Source organism: Aliiglaciecola aliphaticivorans, assembly GCF_054782055.1.
On the sequence record NZ_BAAGTF010000020.1, the window covers coordinates 1 to 18,985 of the forward strand.

Sequence of the window (18,985 nt, forward strand, 5' to 3'; positions counted from 1 at the left end):
TCTTGGATATTCAATAATGTCATCTTAGGTGCCTGTTTTGGTGTTTTTTTATTTTTTGGTAGAAACAAAATAACGCAATTACAGGCACTTATCTTCTTTATTTGTGGGGATCCCTCAGGCTAAAGCACCCGACTACAGATGTGAAGGTGCCTGTAGCATGGTCTTTAGGCCATGGATATCAGGCCATGGAAATGTCTGACAGAACCTCGGGGCTAAAGCACCCGACTACAGGTGTGAAGGTGCCTGTAGCATTGTCTTTAGGCCATGGAAATGTCTAACAGAACTTCGGGGCTAAAGCACCCGACTACAGATGTGAAGGTGCCTGTAGCATGGTCTTTAGGCCATGGATATCAGGCCATGGAAATGTCTGACAGAACCTCGGGGCTAAAGCACCCGACTACAGGAATTACTTAAACTTAAATGATCGCCGCCAATTCTGCGCCTTGTCTAATAGCGCGTTTGGCATCTAATTCAGCGGCTACATCGGCACCACCAATAACATGCACGGTCATTCCGGCATCTAGTAAACTATTTTCTAAATCACGGAACGGAAGTTGTCCTGCACAGATTATGATGTTGTCTACTGCCAACAGTTTAGGCTTTTCGCTTATTTTGATATGCAATCCATCATCGTCGATTTTGTCATAGCTTACCGAATTGATCATATTTACTTTATGTTGGGCAAGAGAGGTGCGGTGGATCCAACCGGTAGTTTTACCTAAACCAGCGCCCACTTTTGTGTCCTTTCGTTGCAATAAATAGACTTCTTTATCTGTTGTTGTGATCTTTGGCTGCATCAAAGCACCGGGGTTGGCGTAACTTTTATCAATTCCCCAGTGAGTCAGCCATTTATCCAAGTCAGTGGTGAGGTGTTCGTGTTCAACCAAGTATTCCGCCACATCAAAGCCAATTCCTCCAGCGCCAATAATCGCTACTCGTTTTCCTACTGGCTTGTGATCCCGCAATACGTCCAAATAACTCATGACAGTAGAATGTTCAATGCCAGGAATATCCAACTGGCGGGGTTTGATGCCAGTAGCCATGACTATTTCCCTAAAGCCTTGCTCCTTTAGCATTATCGCATCAGCTGTTGTATTAAGGTGTAAGTTCACCCCTAAGACTTCAATTCTTCGCGCGTAATAGCGCAGGGTCTCATAAAACTCTTCCTTACCAGGAATTTGCTTTGCATAGTTAAATTGACCGCCAATTTCAGACGATTTTTCAAATAGATGTACCTGGTGTCCCCGTTCTGCTGCATAAGTGGCAAAGGCTAGGCCGGCAGGGCCCGCGCCAATCACAGCAAGCTTTTTAGGTTCTGCTACAGTTTTGAAAATAAGCTCGGTTTCATAACATGCTTGTGGATTCACTAAGCAACTTGCTCGTTTTTGCGCAAAAGCATGGTCTAAGCAGGCTTGATTACACGCAATACAGGTATTGATTTGGTCGGATTCATTGTTCATGGCTTTGGCTACAAAGTCTGGATCAGCTAAGAAAGGTCTGGCCATGGAAACCATATCCGCATCTCCATTTGCCAGAACAGATTCTGCTACTTCTGGGGTATTTATGCGATTGGTGGTGATAAGTGGAATGTTGACCTCGGATTTTAGACGTTTTGTTACCCAAGTGAATGCTGCCCTAGGGACAGAAGTGGAAATTGTGGGAATACGTGCTTCATGCCAACCTATTCCAGTATTGATTATGCTTGCCCCGGCTTTTTCTATTTCCTTGGCCAAATACACCACCTCTTCCCAAGGAGCCCCGCCTTCGACTAAATCAATCATTGAGAGTCGATATATAATGATAAAGTTTTCACCCACTTTTTGACGAGTTTGCTTTACGGTCTCGATAGCCAAACGGGCTCTATTTTCGAGACTTCCGCCCCATTCATCGTCGCGATGGTTGGTGCGTTCACAGAAAAACTGGTTTATCAGATAGCCTTCTGAACCCATAATTTCGACACCGTCATAACCTGCTAACTGGGCGTAACTGGCACTGTTGGCGTAATCTTTGATGGTGCTGTATACACCTTTTGATGAAAGTGCTCTTGGTTTAAAAGGGGAAATAGGCGCTTTTACTGCTGAAGCCGATACATTCAGAGGATGGTAACCATAACGACCTGAATGGAGTATCTGCATACAAATCTTTCCCCCGTGAGCGTGCACCGCATCAGTCACTACCTTATGTTTTTTGGCGTGTCGACGGCTACTCATACGTCCTGCGAAAGGAGCAAGCCACCCCGCAATATTAGGGCTTACGCCTCCTGTTACTATCAATCCTACGCCACCCTCAGCACGCTTAGCGTAAAACGCGGCTAGTTTTTCAAAGCCGCCTTTTTCTTCCTCCAGCCCAAGATGCATGGAACCCATTAAGGTGCGATTTTTTAATGTGGTGAAACCGAGATCTAACGGGGCTAATAAATGTGGAAATACTGAGGGTGTTGTCATATCGTTGTCCTTAATTCTTATTCGCCAAGAGTAGAACGCATATTGCTGATGTGCAACCATTAGGGCTCGAGCGCCAACGTCTGCTCTCAAATTAAAGTGTTGAATCTAGTATGAGTCAAAGTTATCAAAGTGCACTATTGGAAATCTTGAAAGGGTACTTTCAAGATGAAAATCTGCATAAAGTAGAATCAATACAGACCTTATGGAGTGGATATGGGGAAATCGCTCGCTATTGGGTTCCGTCTATGCGGCTCAATTATGTAATAAAGGTGGTTAATCCCAATACTCATTCTCAACATCCAAGAGGTTGGAATACCTCTTTCTCTCATCAACGTAAATTGAATTCTTATCAAAATGAACAAATCTTTTATGATAAATATAGTGGACTAACTGACCAATACTGTCGTCTTCCTAAGTGCATTTCGTCGGGTGAAAGTCAACAACTACGCTGGTTAATTATGGAAGATTTAGACGCCAGTGGTTTTACTTATCGATGTAGTGACGCGTCTTTAGACCTAGTCAAACTAGGCGTGCGTTGGCTGGCCTATTTCCATGCTCGTTTTTTAAATCAAGCTACACCCGAGCTTTGGCCAATGGGTACCTATTGGCATCTTAATACTCGTCCAGATGAATATCAAAAGATGCCCAAAGGCCGATTAAAAGATGCGGCCACTGAACTCGACCAAAAACTCAATTTGGCTAGCTATCAAACTCTTTTACACGGCGATGCCAAGCTGGCTAATTTTTGTTTTTCAGCTCAGCAAACAGATATCGCCGCAGTAGACTTTCAATATGTCGGACGAGGGGTAGGGGTTAAAGATTTGGCATATTTTTTGGGTAGTTGTTTTTTTCAAGAAGGGTTATTCCAACACGCAGACATGCTGTTAGATAGTTACTTTGGTCACCTTAAAAAGGCGATTTCTCACTATCAAATAAATTGTAATTTTGAGCACTTAGAAGAGCAGTGGAGAGCTTTGTATCCTTTGGCTTGGGCTGATTTTGAACGTTTTTTAAGTGGTTGGGCAACGGAACATTACAAGCGCAATGACTTCATGCAAAAACAAACAGAATTGGCGTTGATGTTGTTAGATAAGCATAAACCCAGCCGCTAACCCCGTCATGGCAATTACCAACCAACGATACTGTTTGTCTGGTACCCGTTTGACAATTTGAATACCCATATAAATTCCAAATGCAATGAAGGGTAAGCCTAATAAATTTAAACCCAATGAGTTTACACTAATGGTCTCCCACGACCAAATATGAAAAGGCACCTTAAATAAGTTAATAATGAGAAAGAACCATGCGGCAGTACCAATATATTCATTTTTAGGTAGACGCATACTTAATAAATACAGGGCCATTACCGAACCTGCCAAATTTCCAATCATGGTTGTAAAACCACCTAACGTGCCCATTAAAATTGCAAACCAAGCATAGTCAGGTATTTTTTCTTTATTGTTCGTTTCCATCCACAGCATAATGCCCAGGCTGGCTATTATGATATACCCCATGACTTGCTTAAACATTTCATCATCAATGCTGTTACCGATTAAAGTTGCAACTATTACTCCGATGGCAGCGGATGGAAATAATTTAATTAAGAAGCTCCAGTTAGCATGGCGGTGATAATATTTTACTGCAAATAAGTCTGCCATTATTAGCATTGGTAACATTAAACCAGTGGATGTTTTAGCACCAAAAATTAACGCCAAAATAGGGACAGCGAACATTGAAATTCCATGTACCCCAGCTTTTGCTAAGCCGATAAAAAACGCCACTAAAAATAGCAAGCCAAGTTGATTAAAGCTTAGTGAATAGGAAAAGAACTCAAACATTGAGTCGACAGCTATTGAGTTTTGTTGCAATTAAAAACAAATTAATCATCCAAGTTTGCAGTGCAGCAAGGGCTTGCAGCTATTGTCTAGTTTACTATTGAAGTGGAGTAGATTGAATCAGTGGTCGCTAAATTGTCAAATGTTTTATGATTAAACAATTGAGCGGTTATCGAAGCATTGCTATTGGGTATTTTTTAATGGCGCATAAAAAACGACGGCTTTCTATCTTAGTTTTAAAATTTTGGTGTAACCGATACTAGCGCAAGTCTAATTCAATTTTTGTTGGTTTGAAATCATCCCTATTTACCTAAAACTCCTCGATAATTGACTAACTAAGCTAGTTAAGTTTGGGGTGGTAAACATGGGTGTCCATGATATTTACATGGGTGTCCATGTTACTTGATGTTACTTGTTCACACGTTCGCATGCATGCCTGTCCAGGTTCGCAGAGTGTATAAACAAAGCCAAGTTATTACAGGGGTTGTAAGAAATAAAAAACGGCCAACTGGTGGCCGTTTTTATGCATCGTTTAAGCTGTATCTCTTACATCTTTTTCGCCTAAACCTTAGGTTCAGGTATTCTAATCCAGCCTTCCATTAAGATCCTGGCACTGCGACTCATAACGGCTTTTTCAACTTGCCATTTGCCTTCATGAATCACCGCTTTTGCCCCAACCCGCAGAGTACCTGAAGGATGACCAAAACATACCGACTCAAGTTCTCCGCCGCCAGCGGCTAGATTCACTAGAGTACCTGGTATGGCTGCTGCTGTACCTATTGCTACTGCAGCGGTGCCCATCATTGCATGGTGTAGTTTGCCCATGGAAAGTGCGCGAACCGACAAATCTATTTCTGATTGAGCGACGGTTTTACCGCTTGATGCCAAGTAATCTGCTGGTGGCGCGACAAAAGCGACTTTTGGTGTATGTTGTCGTTGTGCAGCTTGTTCCAGGTTATCAATTAAGCCCATTTTCAGTGCGCCATGGGCACGAATAGTTTCGAATTTAATTAACGCGTCGCTATTACTATTGATGGCGTCTTGCAGTTCGGTACCTTGATAACCTAATTCTTGAGCATTCAAAAATATGGTTGGAATACCAGCGTTGATAAGGGTGGCATTCAGTTTACCCACACCTGGGACATCCAATATTTCAGACACCTCTCCGGTTGGGAACATATCACCTTCACCATCGGCGGGATCAATAAACTCAACCGGTATTTCAGCGGCTGGAAATGTTACTCCATCTAACTCAAAGTCGCCGAGCTCTTGCACTTGGCCGTCACACATTGGAACATGGGCAATAATGGTTTTTTGAATATTAACCTGCCATATTTTGATGGTGACTAAACCATTTTCAACCAACTTTTCAGCAGGAATTAACCCTGCGTGAATCGCAAAAGGGCCAACGGCTGCAGACAAGTTACCGCAATTTCCAGACCAATCAACAAAGGCTTTGTCAATGGCAACTTGGCCAAACAAATAATCTACATCGTGGTCTGCTTGTTGGCTTTTAGACACTATCACGGTTTTACTGGTACTAGAGGTGGCGCCACCCATGCCATCGGTTTGTTTACCGTAGGGATCTGGACTGCCAATGGTACGCATCAACAAAGCATCTCGATATGCACCGGCTGATTGGGCCGGTTGGGGCAGATCTGCAAGGTTGAAAAATACACCCTTACTAGTCCCGCCGCGCATGTAAGTGGCGGGAACCTTTATTTGTTGAGGGAAGCGACTCATTGAGCTTGTCCTTCTGACTCCAAAAAGTCTTGAGCAAAACGTTGCAACACACCGCCAGCTTCATAAATTGACACTTCTTCTGCTGTGTCTAAACGACAATTCACTGGCACTTCTACTGTTTCACCTGTCGTTCTGGTTATTACTAAGGTTAGTGATGCACCAGGTTGACGCTCGCCTTTCACATCGAATAACTCACTACCATCGATATTCAGTGTTTTCCGTGTAGTGCCTGTTTCAAACTCTAGGGGCAACACACCCATACCGATCAGGTTGGTACGGTGAATACGCTCGAAGCCTTCAGCGACTATCACTTCAACACCGGCTAATCGCACGCCTTTGGCAGCCCAGTCACGAGATGAACCCTGCCCGTAATCCGCTCCAGCTATAATAATTAGCGGTTGTTTGCGTTGCATGTAGGTTTCTATTGCTTCCCACATGCGTACGGTTTGACCTTCAGGCTCAAGTCGAGTCAGTGAACCCTGTTTGACTTCACCGTTTTCGATCACCATTTCATTTAACAATTTGGGGTTAGCAAAGGTTGCTCGTTGCGCTGTTAAATGGTCGCCCCTATGTGTTGCATAGGAGTTGAAATCCACTTCTGGCACATCCATTGACAGCAAATATTCGCCAGCGGCACTGTCAGCTAAAATGGCATTGGAAGGTGAAAGGTGGTCTGTGGTTATGTTGTCGCCAAGTACCGCTAAAGCTCGCATGCCTTTCATGGTGCGCTCTGCTGCCAACGCGCCTTCCCAATAAGGAGGACGACGGATATAAGTACTCTTAGGGCGCCATTCGTACAGTGGATCAATGTCTTCACCATAATCCACTGTCAAATCAAACATGGGATCATAGACTTTCTTAAATTGTTCCGGTTTGACGCTTTTAGCCACTATGGCATCGATTTCTTCATCCGTTGGCCATAAGTCTTTTAAGGTAATTGGATTACCTTGGGCATCGGTTCCTAATACGTCTTTTTCAATATCAAATCGAATAGTACCGGCAATTGCGTATGCAACCACTAGTGGTGGAGACGCCAAGAATGCTTGTTTAGCGTAAGGGTGAATACGGCCATCGAAGTTGCGGTTGCCAGATAGTACCGCTGTAGAATATAAATCGCGGTCGATAACTTCTTTTTGAATTTTAGGATCTAAGGCTCCACTCATACCGTTACAAGTTGTACAGGCAAAACCGACGATGCCGAAACCTAATTTTTCTAATTCCGGCAGCAAATTAGAGTCTTCTAAGTACAATTGCACTGCTTTCGAGCCAGGTGCTAATGAGGTTTTCACCCAAGGTTTACGAGTCAGTCCCAGCTTGTTTGCATTTCTAGCCACCAGACCCGCAGCAATCACGTTTCTAGGGTTACTGGTATTTGTACAACTGGTAATTGCAGCGATGATCACCGCACCATCTGGCATTAGATCACCGTCGTGTTCAACCGTGCCTGAAATACCTTCAGCGGCTAAATCACTGGTAGAAACCCGGCGGTGAGGATTTGAAGGTCCCGCGATATTGCGACCAACAGATGACAAGTTAAAGGTTAATACTCGCTCGTATTTCGCTTTTGTCAGGGTGTCAGCCCATAAACCTGCTTGCTTGGCGTAGTTTTCCACAAGTTCAACTTGTGCCTCATCGCGGCCTGTTAGTTTGAGATAATCGATGGTCTTATCATCGATATAGAACATGGCAGCTGATGCGCCAAATTCAGGAGTCATATTCGAGATAGTAGCGCGATCGCCAAGGGTTAAGTCTGATGCGCCTTCGCCGAAGAACTCTAAATAAGACGATACAACGCGTTCTTTACGTAAGAATTCAGTAATGGCTAACACAATATCGGTAGCCGTGATGCCTGGCTGGCGTTTACCGGTTAGCTCAACACCAATAATATCAGGAAGACGCATGTATGAAGCGCGTCCTAACATGACACTTTCGGCTTCTAATCCGCCTACACCCAAAGCAATTACACCTAAGGCGTCAACATGGGGAGTATGGCTGTCTGTTCCTACTAGGGTATCGGGGAAAGCAACGCCGTCACGGGCGTGCACAACGGGAGACATTTTTTCCAAATTAATTTGATGCATGATGCCGTTTCCAGGCGGAATCACATCAATATTTTTAAAGGCTGTTTTAGTCCAGTTGATAAAGTGAAAACGATCTTCGTTCCTGCGATCTTCAATGGCGCGGTTTTGTTCGAACGCATCGGGTTCAAAACCTGCGTGCTCTACGGCTAAAGAATGGTCCACTATCAATTGCGTCGGAACCACAGGGTTAACTTTGGAAGGATCGCCACCTTTTAAAGCAATGGCATCGCGTAGTCCGGCTAAATCGACTAATGCGGTTTGCCCTAAAATATCGTGACAAACCACTCGAGCTGGATACCAAGGAAAATCTAAATCTTGTTTGCGTTCGATGATTTGTTCGAGTGCAGCGTTGAGTTTTTCAGGCTCACATCGTCGAACTAAATTTTCGGCCAATACACGGGAAGTGTAGGGGAGTGTCTCGTAAGCGCCTGGCTTTATTGCGTCTACCGCTTCTTGGGTATCGAAATAATCTAGTTTAGAACCAGGAAGGCGTTTTCTATATTGCGTATTCATATTTTTCTACCTTGCTGTTGCGTGAGTAGAGTGGGCATATTAGATGCCCACTTATTGATTGCCTGGAATCGGAAAGCTTTATCGTTGACTAATCGGGGTCACTTTGCGAGGTTCTTCGCCGATGTAGTCCGCACTAGGTCTGATGATGCGGTTATTCGATCTTTGTTCCATCACGTGTGCAGCCCAGCCTGTTAAGCGAGAGCATACAAAAATGGGGGTAAACAATTTAGTTGGGATCCCCATGAAGTGATAAGCCGAAGCATGGAAGAAGTCGGCATTACAAAACAGCTTTTTGGTGTCCCACATAAACTCTTCACAAGCCACTGAGATGTGATACAAACTTGAATCGCCAAACTCTTTTCCAAGTTTTTCTGACCAAGCTTTGATGATGACATTACGAGGATCTGATTCACGATAAATGGCATGTCCGAAACCCATGATCTTTTCTTTATTTGCCAACATCTCTGCCATTTTAGTTTTGGCATCGTCTGGCGAACTGAATTTTTGAATCATATCCATAGCCGCTTCATTGGCACCACCGTGCAATGGACCACGTAAAGTACCAATTGCACCGGTAATACATGAGAACATGTCAGATAAGGTCGAGGCACAAACTCTTGCTGTAAAAGTAGAAGCATTGAATTCATGCTCTGCATACAAAATTAACGACACGTCCATTACGCGGCGATGCAGTTCAGACGGGTCTTTATCGGTTAACAGCTTTAAGAAGTGACCGGCGATTGAATCTTGATCACTGGTACAATCAATTTCAACATTGTCATGACTATAGCGATACCAATAACACATAATTGCTGGAAAGGCCGCGAGTAGTCTGTCTGCACTTTCTTGTTGTTGGCTAAAATCTTCTTCAGGTTCTAAGTTACCTAAGAAAGAACAACCTGTGCGCATTACGTCCATCGGATGAGTATCGGCAGGAATTAGTTTTAATACTTCTTTTAAGGCGTCTGGCAAATCACGCTTCGCGAACAATTGCGCGTTATATTCTTGCAATTGTGCTTCGGTGGGTAATTCCCCTTTAAATAACAAATATGCAACTTCTTCAAAGGTGGCATTGTCTGCTAAATCAGATACATCGTAGCCGCGATAGGTTAAACCAGAGCCTGATTTACCAACTGTGCACAATGCGGTTTCACCTGCGCTTTGACCGCGAAGGCCGGCACCACTTAGTTTTTTGTCAACCATGATAGAGTCCTGTTTTATGTATTAAAAAATGAAGGGTTATTTATTCTTACCTTGCGAGAAAAGACTATCTAACTTTTGCTCGTAATCGTGGTAGCCGAGATAGTCATACAGATCCATGCGGGTTTGCATGCTGTCTACCACCGCTTTTTGGTCGCCATCTTTTAGAATTGCCGTGTAGACTGTTTCTGCTGCTTTATTCATCGCTCTAAATGCACTTAATGGGTAAAGCACCATGTCAGCGCCCCATTCAGCAAGTTGCTCTTTGTTCCACAATTCAGTTTTACCAAACTCGGTAATATTCGCCAAAATAGGTACATCTAAGGCTTCAGAGAAGGCTCGGTAATGTTCTTCCGTCTGTATTGCTTCCGCGAAAATGCCATCTGCACCTGCTGCTACATAAGCTTTAGCACGCTCAATTGCCGCTTCTAAACCTTCTTGAGCAAATGCATCGGTACGCGCCATAATGAAGAAGTCAGGGTCAGTACGAGCATCCACTGCTGCCGTGATACGATCAGCCATTTCTTCAATGGATACGATTTCTTTATTTGGTCTGTGTCCGCAACGTTTTTGCGCCACCTGATCTTCCATATGCACAGCCGCTGCTCCCGCTTTTTCCATATCTCGTATGGTTTTAGCTATGTTGAACGCGCCACCCCAACCAGTATCGATATCGACCAATAATGGCAAGTCGCACGCCGAGGTAATACGTTGTACATCAACAATTACGTCATTTAAGGAGGTCATGCCTAGGTCGGGTAAGCCGTATGAAGCGTTAGCTACACCACCACCAGATAAGTAAATCGCCTTATGGCCAATTTGCTTTGCCATCATGGCCGAATATGCGTTGATGGTACCGACAATTTGTAGCGGTTTATTTTCAATCAATGCTTGTCTAAATCTTTTGCCTGGAGTCATAATTTCCTCTGTTTAACAATCGGTGAAGTTTGTTAACTTGAAATGGCAATACAGCATGTTGCATAAGTGCTTATTATTCCCAATTTCAGGTTAATTACGTTACTGCAATTTCTTTTCAATATTATTTTTGGAATACAATATATGTCGACGCATTAGCATCTCAGCTAATTCGCCATCGCGATTCGCAATCGCCTGGACAATGTGTTTATGTTCATCAAAAGCGGTAGATACTCTTGGTCCGGCCATCCCTAATTGCACTCGATACATGCGCACCAAGTGATAAATGCCATTAATTAGCATGGAAATCAGATGCTCATTTTTACTACCAACAATAATTCGGTAGTGAAAATCTACGTCGCCCGCCTCTTGGTAATATGACTGACCTTCTTTAACTTCTTGAAAATGCTCACTCAGTAAAGTTTCAAGTTCGTTGACTTCTTCATCGGTCATATTGGTAGCTGCCAAACGCGCCGCCATTCCTTCCAGTGACTCGCGAACTTGATACAACTGAATTAAGCCTTCAGGTGTTAGGGTTACAACTCTGGCACCCACATTTGCTCTGCGCTCTACTAAGTGACAGGTTTCTAGGCGATTAATGGCTTCACGCACTACCGCTCGGCTTACAGCATATTTTGTCGACAACTCAGTTTCACTTAGTTTGCTACCGGGTTGAATATTACCCTCAACAATATCTTTACGGAGCTGAAAAAACGTCTTATCCGCAGATGTAACCGGTGATTCTGATAAAAATTTAACCAAAAGATTATCTTCATATTGCCTTTAATGTCGACAATATAGACCTAATGGGTGATTAATTCAACATATAATCTCCATATTGTCGACAATATGTGCTTTTTATTGATCTAAGTCAGATTGATACTTTTTAACCGAAGATGATATGGACAGTACTCAGTGGAGAATATCTGCTGGAAAATGGTTTTCGGTTAACCGTTGGTAATGGGAAAATGATTATTTGCCTAATAATGGGTTCGACTAACCTTGAGAAAGGGGAAAAGGTTAGTCGAGTGGTTTATTGCTACAAAAATAGAGGTATAGGTCTAAGGGTAAATTAGGCTTGGTAGCGGGGAGATTTTAGTGGTGCCAGCAATAGATAAAATATCCAGGCAAACCAAGAAATGAAAATCACAGCTAATAACCATGCCGCTTTTTCACCTCCATTAGTACGATTTGATGTGGCAATTGCCACTATGGGAATTAGCCATAAACAAAAAATGATTAAGCCACATAAAAAAGTAAACATCTGTATTCTCCTTTTTACCGCAACCACAATATGGGTGGGTATTTACATTATTATTTTGTTAGGGGTTTTCTAACAATTGTCACTAAGTTGATTTTTATAGAAGCGACACTTGTATAGAGCAACATTTATTCCAGATGGAAAATACAATAATATCAATATGATAGCTGTTTTATGTTGTTTGATGTACAAGGCTTTTGACTAAAAAGTGGTAATTTTGCCTATTTTTAAGATGTATTTAACCATAGCTCAATTATGTGCAACCGCGCATTCATGGTTAATCAACCTGTTGTTTATAAATAACATTGTCAAAACAGCAGAAAACAAAGGTGCAGACAATTCAAGTTTCACTGATATACTCCTTGAGGTAATAAAAAAGTAATGAAAATGTAATTAAGTAATTGATGACTTAATAGGTGTTTTAGCAATCGTTTGGACAAGGTGTTTCCGCTTCGGTTTGCTGGTTGGAAGTATATATGCGTGAAAAGTCAAAGCTGACGTCAGATCAGTGGGTTGCCTTGCTTGCTAAAGAGGAATTACCAGCAATTACATCAATTGCTGGTATTTTAGATAAATTCTCAAATGATGATAGATCTTCAATTCCCAGTCTTAGTAAAGTGATATTACATGATCAGGCTTTGTCATCAAGCCTGTTAAAAGTAGCGAACAGTTCGAGTCGCTCCCCGGTAAAACGTGTTACAACCGTCTCCCGCGCTGCCATTTTTTTGGGCATTCAATCAGTCAAAAATATTTGTTTAACCGCTAAGGTATTGGAAGGTTTATTGAATAGCAAACACCTTTCCCCAGCGGTCTATGACCGCCTCATGAAACTTATGGCCAATGCTTTTTTTGCTGGTCTGTTGGCGAAAATGATGGTGCCAGACTACGATGAAAGTACCCAAGAAGAGGTATATTTAGCTGCGATGATGTACAACATCGGAGAGACCTCATTTTGGAGTACAGGTAACCCTTTAACGCGTCAATTAATTCAAAAATCGGGTATGCCTAAATTGGCGTTTGAACAATTCTGCGCATCTACAGCAGGCATAAAATTTCGCGAATTGAGTGTAGGGCTGGCACGGACCTGGAACTTGGGAGAGTTACTGATTAAATCGTTGAATCAGCCCCAAAGCCGGACTAAAGAGATGAATATTATTAGCTTATCGAATCAACTCAGTGAAGCGATTGGCTCTCCTCCTAAAAATAAGGCGAAGTTTGATCAGTTAATCAAAGATGTAAGTTCACTAATCAATGTGGATGAACATAAACTAAAATTGCGAATCGAGTCTACTCGTAAACTCGCCGTTGAATTGCTGGGTTCGTATAATGCTACGGAGTTGGAAAGTTATATCAAACCTTTACCTAAGCCCCAAGATTTTGGCGGTTTACCAAGCCCCGTCGAGCTAGCAAATTTGACCATTGAAGAACAACTCATTATTGGCATTAAATCGTTAAATACTTTAACTAAAACGAGTCGCAGTATGAATGAGTTTCTAACTCATACTTTGCAAATCATGTCGCAAATATTTCATTTTCACCGCTGTAGCTTTTGGGGGTTTAGTCAAGACAAACAACAAATTGAGTGCAGACAGAGCGTTGACAGCGATGGCGAGCCTGTGCGCTTTCACTATACTTTTGCGTTGGCCGACTCACAGAACATTATGCGTTATGCTGTGGAGCAAAATGAAAGTATATTTGTTGCAAACTTTAAAGACTTAAAATGGCGAGACTACTTGACCTTTGAATCAGAGCAGTTTATCGAACGTGGTGTGTTATGTTTGTCTCCTGTCAAAGTTAATTCCAAAGTAGTGGGAATGATAAGCGGGCAAATTTTTGATAATGCGGGTTACTTTACAGAAGGTGATTTTTCACATTTTGATTTAATCGCTGAGCACTTAAATCTCTGCCTATCCTACGTTTCGAAACGACTTCAATCGTAATTCATTTTTGCTTAATTCATAAAAAAGCCGTTAGCATATTCTGCTTACGGCCCAGGGAGATTCGACAGTTCACTACGCTGTCATTAAGTACGACGCGCAAACCCACCAAAAAGTTTAAAAAAGTTTCTATTTTTTTCGTTTTAATTGTTTTTTTGTCAAAAAATGCCGATAAAAATCAAATTGATGTCATCAAAATGATTGCATTTAGGTTTTGAAGCCCATATAGTTGGAAAAACAATCTGGGAATATCAGCATGGAAAATGAATTAGATACGATGAATCATGGTCAAAAAGAGCGTTTAGCGTTCATTGATTTTAGCTTACAGTATTTTGGGCATGTAGCGCGCACTGATTTAATTCAACGTTTTAAAACAGGTTTAGCAGCTTCAACTCGAGACTTCAGTGCTTACAAAGCCCTTGCGCCGAAAAATCTAATCCTAGTTCATCAAACCAAAAACTATCACCGTACAAATGATTTCAAACCGGTATTCAAACATGATCCCGAAGTGATTTTAACCTCATTGAGCCGCGGTTTTGGTAATGGTATTTCTAATGGCATACAACCTTCAGAGCAATGTTTTGATGCGGTTCGGTTAATTCATCCAGACCAGAATATTATTGCTGCATTAATGCGTGCTATTCATATGAAGCAACCCATTGAATGTGGCTATGTTTCAATTAGTTCTGGTGAGTCAACCAGAGTCATTGTGCCCCATGCAATCGTTAACAATGGACATCGTTGGCACGTGCGAGCCTACGACAGGAAACATCAAAGCTTTAGAGATTTTGTGTGTACTCGATTTACCTTTGTTAATCCCTTGGCCCAAGACATTAATACCCTTGAAAGCCGCAAATTTGATGGTCAGTGGAATAATCAAATTGAATTGGTTTTAGTGGCACACCCTAGTATCCAATTTCCCAAAGCTATCGAATTAGATTATGCCATGGTGGAAGGTAAGTTAAGGGTGAAAGTGCGATCTGCATTGGCCGCTTATTTACTCAGGCAATGGCAAGTAGATTGCTCTCAAGGGCACAAGTTTAGAGGCCAAGGTTGTCAATTAGCCTTAGCTAATTTAGACGTGCTAACTGGCGTTGAAAATACACAGTTGGCCCCTGGCTACAAAGTTTAATGGCTTTCTAGGACGCGGAAGTGTCTAGCTCTAAGTCGCTCAGCATTAACAAGTTCAGTTAACGAAAAGATAATTAGACCTTGATATTTTTCGATTACTCTAAAGACTAAATCAAGGTCTATTTCTTCGTGGCTATTGCGATAGGTAATATTATTGCTAATTAAGTCGTCAGCTTGGTCAAAATAGATAATTGCATTATGTTGCTGGGTATCGGCAATGAGTTTGGCTAGATTAGATGGTGATAGCTGGTGTATTTCCTCGGAGCGAATGAATAGCACCTTCTTTTTAGAATTATATGCAATGTTTGCCAGTAACAGACCTTTGTTGTGTTCCGAATCGCCCAGGAATCCACAGACTGATGAACTGTGCTGCTTGCTCATACTGGCTAAAAGGTAAGATTGTTCGCGGTCTTGCTCTGACATTGGCGGATCTTGTATTGGTTTAGTAACAAGACTCAGTAGCAATGTGTTTTTTCGAGAACCTTGGATCTTGTCGCCAAAATGTTTTGAATAGTCAACTAAACTCATGAGTTTACGCTCGCCCCCTTAGTTACCTAATAACAATGTAATGAATTTTCTCAAATTGCAAATACCAGAGGCATAAAGAACTTGCCTGCTGCACTTGAATTCCCTTTTTTAAATCCAATACTAGTCACTATACGTTCCTATATGTATTTAATAATTAAGGGAAAACTATGTCGGCACTATTTGAGCCATTAAAACTAGGCAATATTCAGTTAAAAAACCGGGTAATAATGGCACCATTAACAAGATGCAGGGCGACTGAAGATAATGTGCCAACTGAACTCATGGCCACCTATTATGGGCAACGAGCTGAAGCTGGGCTGATTATTGCTGAAGCGACTATGGTCATGTCCGGCAATTCTGCATTTTATCGAGAGCCAGGCATTCACTCCAATGAACAAGTTGCAGCCTGGAAAAAGGTCACCGAAAGGGTGCATCAAAACGGCGGGAAAATTGTTTTGCAGCTTTGGCATGGCGGCAGAGCTTGTCATCCTATTTTGAATGACGGCAACACGCCTGTGGCACCAAGTGCGTTAGCCATTAATGGCAGTGTTCATACTCCTGAGGGAAAAAAGGAATATGTGATCCCTCAAGCCCTAAATCGCGCTGACATACCTGCAATAGTAGAAGGCTTTGTAAAAGCGGCAATCAACGCCAAAGCCGCTAACTTTGATGGCATTGAGATCCATGGTGCTAATGGCTATCTGATTGATGAGTTTTTGCGTGATAGTGCTAACTTCCGTGACGATAATTACGGGGGGAGTTTGGAAAACCGTAGTCGCTTATTATTTGAAATTCTCGAGGGTGTAATCAATGTTTGGGACTGTGGCAATGTTGGCTTGCGAGTCTCGCCGATGAATAGTTCCAACAGTATGCGAGACAGTGATCCTGAGGGCTTAACTGCTTATTTAGCGAAAAGGTTAAATGAGTATGAACTGGCTTATTTCCATGTCATGCGAGCTGATTTCCTGCAAAAACAGCAAGGGGATGTGTTATCCGTTGCAAGCAAGCTTTATCAGGGAAATATCATTAGTAATATGGGTTATGATTATACCGAAGCTGAGGATGATGTAATGAACGGGAAAGTCGCCGCCGTTGCCTTTGGTTCCGCCTTTATTGCTAACCCCGATTTACCCAGCCGCTTTAAACACGGGTTAGATCTGGCGACCCCTAACCCAAAAACCTTCTATACCCACGATGGCCATGGCTACACTGATTACCCTAGAGCACAAGTCTAATCATCGCTAATTACTGGAAGGAATTATCCTGAGCTGTGCAATTGCGGCTCAGAGTATGCTTCGGTACTTGACTTAAATCACCGCGAACTTTTAAGGGTTAACGGGGGCTTTCTGCAGCTTTTTCTGAAAAGGGTTCTGTTTGATAAAAAATCGGTTTCATGGAGCCACAAAAACTCAGTCGATAATTCAGCATATCTTCAGGTGGAACACTACTTTTCCCATTCACATCTGTAATGCAACTGATATTTTCAAACAATAAAATTAGATGGTCATAGCTAGGAGCGCCTTGGATTTGGTGGATCAATGCTCGACTATTATAACCTAGCTCAACTTTGTCGTAGGTTTGGCGATTATTTGGTTCGTCCAGTTTTTCTAGAACCCGTACGTATTTTTGTTCGCTAAAGGTGATATCCATTTGTTCATAGGTCAAACTGCCGCCTTGCTCAAAATGACCAATATACACATCGGCCTTAACCGTTATCGATTCACCCCTGATCAACCTTTGAATATTGAAAGGTACTGGTTTGATGGTAACCAAATTTGCATCTCTGGTTAAATAAATTAAAGCCGGATTCTTGGGAGTAAGTTTATAAATTAACTGAACATTATGGGGCTTTCTATAGGTTGGAAGATTGGATACAAACAACGAAGAGGCATGATTAAAAACCACCATGCCATGTACACCTTCATAGGCCGGATCTAAGGGTTCTGCTGGCGCATCGTCACTTTGTGCAAAAACAGTGGTTGATATAACTAATAACAACCAGCAAAAAACTATTCTAAACATACTTAACCTTGAGTTTGAAACCGCCATAGTAAATTATAGCTATCGTATATAAATTCGCCGCTATTATACCTTTGCCTACGGCAAGAGGTGATTGCACTTTAGTCTAAAACAAACTCATCTTTTTTTAGGCTGTAATCGAACAGCTAAATATGAAAAAAATGAGAAACCAGTTCAAAACTAACGGTTATATATTTTTTGGGGGGGAATCTGCTAAGACCTTAAATATAGAGTTAGAGTACGAAGAAGCATTTTCTACCTGAAACGTCTCATGGTGTGCAACAATACAAGTATCGCCATCCTACGAAAAGGCTATATAGCGAGCTCAAATTGACAATTGGATGCTGTGTTTGCCAGTAAACAATAGGAGAGAAATGCGCATTTATTCAAAACGGTCGAAATGAAGGCTTTAGCCAATCAATTAATAACACCCTAATGCTAAGTTAAAAAGGCTAGTTTTATAACAAGAGTTTAAAACCAATGAGGATGAGTACAATACCACCTAAAAGCTCGGCCTTACTTTCAAGCATGGTTCCACTTTTTCCACCGATTTTGACACCCAGCCAACTAAAGCCAAAGGTGGTTAAACCGATAACTAAACAGGCGCTAAAAACACTGACATCCATTAAGGTAATTGCATAACCTGCTGCCATCGCATCAATACTGGTAGCAATGGCTAACGTGAGTAAAATCCGGTGCGTGATGCGAGAAATGTCATCTTCAATGTTTTCAACAAATGACTCATAAATCATTTTGCCGCCGATTAATATCAACAACATGAAGGCTATCCATGGTGCATAGTCATTTACCCATGAAGACAACCCTTTACCACTAAAGTAACCAAATAACGGCATTATTCCTTGAAACAAACCAAAGTAAAAAGCGGTTTTATAAGCTAAGTTGTTAGCATCAGAACGGCATTTTGCTCCCAAACCTATAGATACTGCAAAGGCATCCATACTCAGAGCGATTGCGAGAAAGAATACTTCAATCAATTCCCTTTCCTCAATGTTATTTGTCAGTGCATCTGGCTGGCCAAATCCATGAAAATCAGAGCAATCGTAAAATCTGGTTTGGCTATTATTTTTCGAGCACTATACCGGAATCATTTTTATTGAAAATATAAAAATTGTATTGGTGTGATCTTAAGACAATATTATTTTGGAAGTTAAGGTTTTGAATTCATCTCATATTGCTCAATTTTTGCAAACAATGCTTCTGCTTCGCCATTGAATTTTGCGTAGTCTTGCATATTACCATCGTGCTTGGCTTGCATCGACTGGGTGAGTTTTTCATCATATTGCTTGCGAAGCTTTTTAATCGGATTTGTTTTCAATAGTCCAAACATAGTTCAATTTAAATCCTTTTAATATGGTTA

At 41.9% G+C, this 18,985-nt stretch carries 17 protein-coding genes; 5 read left to right on the forward strand and 12 right to left on the reverse strand.

Annotated elements, in window-relative coordinates; genetic code table 11:
- Window positions 1-270: 270 nt before the first annotated feature.
- On the forward strand, window positions 271-414 hold the full coding sequence (locus ACYVIL_RS11695; protein ID WP_460312545.1) for a hypothetical protein: 144 nt from the start codon (window positions 271-273) through the stop codon (window positions 412-414).
- Between the two features lie 2 nt (window positions 415-416).
- On the opposite strand, the gene ACYVIL_RS11700 is transcribed toward ACYVIL_RS11695, so the two are convergent.
- Window positions 417-2,444, reverse strand: a complete 2,028-nt coding sequence (locus ACYVIL_RS11700; RefSeq protein ID WP_460312546.1) for an oxidoreductase — start codon at window positions 2,442-2,444, stop codon at window positions 417-419.
- Between the two features lie 110 nt (window positions 2,445-2,554).
- Between ACYVIL_RS11700 and ACYVIL_RS11705 the strand changes: the two genes are divergently transcribed.
- A complete protein-coding gene (locus ACYVIL_RS11705) occupies window positions 2,555-3,556 on the forward strand; it encodes a phosphotransferase (protein WP_460312547.1) in 1,002 nt (333 codons plus the stop codon).
- On the opposite strand, the gene ACYVIL_RS11710 is transcribed toward ACYVIL_RS11705, so the two are convergent.
- The 7 genes from ACYVIL_RS11710 to ACYVIL_RS11740 form a co-directional block, all read right to left on the reverse strand.
- On the reverse strand, window positions 3,530-4,282 hold the full coding sequence (locus ACYVIL_RS11710) for a sulfite exporter TauE/SafE family protein (protein WP_460312548.1): 753 nt from the start codon (window positions 4,280-4,282) through the stop codon (window positions 3,530-3,532). The two genes, ACYVIL_RS11705 and ACYVIL_RS11710, sit on opposite strands and share 27 nt — an antisense overlap.
- A 558-nt stretch (window positions 4,283-4,840) precedes the next feature.
- On the reverse strand, window positions 4,841-6,022 hold the full coding sequence (gene prpF, locus ACYVIL_RS11715; RefSeq protein ID WP_460312549.1) for a 2-methylaconitate cis-trans isomerase PrpF: 1,182 nt from the start codon (window positions 6,020-6,022) through the stop codon (window positions 4,841-4,843).
- Entirely contained in the window at window positions 6,019-8,616 is a 2,598-nt protein-coding gene (gene acnD, locus ACYVIL_RS11720) for a Fe/S-dependent 2-methylisocitrate dehydratase AcnD (protein ID WP_460312550.1), read from the reverse strand. The genes prpF and acnD overlap by 4 nt, the downstream gene beginning before the upstream one ends.
- A 78-nt stretch (window positions 8,617-8,694) precedes the next feature.
- Window positions 8,695-9,819 (reverse strand): bifunctional 2-methylcitrate synthase/citrate synthase, encoded by a 1,125-nt coding sequence (gene prpC / locus ACYVIL_RS11725; RefSeq protein WP_303477279.1) that lies wholly within the window; start codon window positions 9,817-9,819, stop codon window positions 8,695-8,697.
- Window positions 9,820-9,855: 36 nt separating this feature from the next.
- Window positions 9,856-10,734: a methylisocitrate lyase gene (gene prpB / locus ACYVIL_RS11730; RefSeq protein ID WP_460312551.1), complete on the reverse strand. Its 879-nt coding sequence runs from the start codon at window positions 10,732-10,734 to the stop codon at window positions 9,856-9,858.
- A gap of 99 nt (window positions 10,735-10,833) precedes the next feature.
- Complete coding sequence (locus tag ACYVIL_RS11735; RefSeq protein ID WP_303477274.1) at window positions 10,834-11,493, reverse strand: GntR family transcriptional regulator; 660 nt, start codon at window positions 11,491-11,493, stop codon at window positions 10,834-10,836.
- Between the two features lie 310 nt (window positions 11,494-11,803).
- On the reverse strand, window positions 11,804-11,995 hold the full coding sequence (locus tag ACYVIL_RS11740) for a PLDc N-terminal domain-containing protein (RefSeq protein WP_303477271.1): 192 nt from the start codon (window positions 11,993-11,995) through the stop codon (window positions 11,804-11,806).
- Window positions 11,996-12,468: 473 nt separating this feature from the next.
- On the opposite strand from ACYVIL_RS11740, the gene ACYVIL_RS11745 reads away from it, so the two are divergent.
- On the forward strand, window positions 12,469-13,932 hold the full coding sequence (locus tag ACYVIL_RS11745) for an HDOD domain-containing protein (RefSeq protein WP_460312552.1): 1,464 nt from the start codon (window positions 12,469-12,471) through the stop codon (window positions 13,930-13,932).
- A 253-nt stretch (window positions 13,933-14,185) separates the two neighbouring features.
- Complete coding sequence (locus ACYVIL_RS11750; RefSeq protein ID WP_460312553.1) at window positions 14,186-15,061, forward strand: WYL domain-containing protein; 876 nt, start codon at window positions 14,186-14,188, stop codon at window positions 15,059-15,061.
- Here ACYVIL_RS11750 and ACYVIL_RS11755 read toward each other — a convergent pair.
- Window positions 15,058-15,588 (reverse strand): hypothetical protein, encoded by a 531-nt coding sequence (locus ACYVIL_RS11755; RefSeq protein ID WP_460312554.1) that lies wholly within the window; start codon window positions 15,586-15,588, stop codon window positions 15,058-15,060. The genes ACYVIL_RS11750 and ACYVIL_RS11755 overlap by 4 nt on opposite strands.
- Window positions 15,589-15,755: 167 nt before the next feature.
- Between ACYVIL_RS11755 and ACYVIL_RS11760 the strand changes: the two genes are divergently transcribed.
- Complete coding sequence (locus tag ACYVIL_RS11760) at window positions 15,756-16,823, forward strand: alkene reductase (protein ID WP_460312555.1); 1,068 nt, start codon at window positions 15,756-15,758, stop codon at window positions 16,821-16,823.
- 97 nt (window positions 16,824-16,920) lie between these two features.
- On the opposite strand, the gene ACYVIL_RS11765 is transcribed toward ACYVIL_RS11760, so the two are convergent.
- The 3 genes from ACYVIL_RS11765 to ACYVIL_RS11775 all read right to left on the reverse strand — a co-directional run bounded on the left by ACYVIL_RS11765 (window position 16,921) and on the right by ACYVIL_RS11775 (window position 18,955).
- The gene (locus ACYVIL_RS11765) at window positions 16,921-17,610 is read right to left on the reverse strand and encodes a hypothetical protein (RefSeq protein ID WP_460312556.1); all 690 of its coding nucleotides are present in this window, start codon (window positions 17,608-17,610) and stop codon (window positions 16,921-16,923) included.
- Window positions 17,611-18,065: 455 nt separating this feature from the next.
- Window positions 18,066-18,602: a manganese efflux pump MntP gene (locus ACYVIL_RS11770; protein ID WP_460312557.1), complete on the reverse strand. Its 537-nt coding sequence runs from the start codon at window positions 18,600-18,602 to the stop codon at window positions 18,066-18,068.
- 173 nt (window positions 18,603-18,775) lie between these two features.
- Window positions 18,776-18,955 carry a DUF6435 family protein gene (locus ACYVIL_RS11775; protein ID WP_303477250.1) on the reverse strand — a complete coding sequence of 60 codons (180 nt, stop codon included), beginning with the start codon at window positions 18,953-18,955 and terminating at the stop codon, window positions 18,776-18,778.
- Between the last annotated feature and the right edge of the window lie 30 nt (window positions 18,956-18,985).

Coding starts and splice junctions, on each gene's coding strand:
- prpC (WP_303477279.1), bottom strand. CDS start 9,819: ATGGTTGACAAAAAACTAAGTGGTGCCGGCCTTCGCGGTCAAAGCGCA.
- prpB (WP_460312551.1), bottom strand. CDS start 10,734: ATGACTCCAGGCAAAAGATTTAGACAAGCATTGATTGAAAATAAACCG.
- ACYVIL_RS11740 (WP_303477271.1), bottom strand. CDS start 11,995: ATGTTTACTTTTTTATGTGGCTTAATCATTTTTTGTTTATGGCTAATT.
- ACYVIL_RS11695 (WP_460312545.1), top strand. CDS start 271: ATGTCTAACAGAACTTCGGGGCTAAAGCACCCGACTACAGATGTGAAG.
- ACYVIL_RS11775 (WP_303477250.1), bottom strand. CDS start 18,955: ATGTTTGGACTATTGAAAACAAATCCGATTAAAAAGCTTCGCAAGCAA.
- ACYVIL_RS11745 (WP_460312552.1), top strand. CDS start 12,469: ATGCGTGAAAAGTCAAAGCTGACGTCAGATCAGTGGGTTGCCTTGCTT.
- ACYVIL_RS11750 (WP_460312553.1), top strand. CDS start 14,186: ATGGAAAATGAATTAGATACGATGAATCATGGTCAAAAAGAGCGTTTA.
- acnD (WP_460312550.1), bottom strand. CDS start 8,616: ATGAATACGCAATATAGAAAACGCCTTCCTGGTTCTAAACTAGATTAT.
- ACYVIL_RS11700 (WP_460312546.1), bottom strand. CDS start 2,444: ATGACAACACCCTCAGTATTTCCACATTTATTAGCCCCGTTAGATCTC.
- ACYVIL_RS11760 (WP_460312555.1), top strand. CDS start 15,756: ATGTCGGCACTATTTGAGCCATTAAAACTAGGCAATATTCAGTTAAAA.
- ACYVIL_RS11765 (WP_460312556.1), bottom strand. CDS start 17,610: ATGTTTAGAATAGTTTTTTGCTGGTTGTTATTAGTTATATCAACCACT.
- ACYVIL_RS11710 (WP_460312548.1), bottom strand. CDS start 4,282: ATGTTTGAGTTCTTTTCCTATTCACTAAGCTTTAATCAACTTGGCTTG.
- ACYVIL_RS11705 (WP_460312547.1), top strand. CDS start 2,555: ATGAGTCAAAGTTATCAAAGTGCACTATTGGAAATCTTGAAAGGGTAC.
- ACYVIL_RS11755 (WP_460312554.1), bottom strand. CDS start 15,588: ATGAGTTTAGTTGACTATTCAAAACATTTTGGCGACAAGATCCAAGGT.
- prpF (WP_460312549.1), bottom strand. CDS start 6,022: ATGAGTCGCTTCCCTCAACAAATAAAGGTTCCCGCCACTTACATGCGC.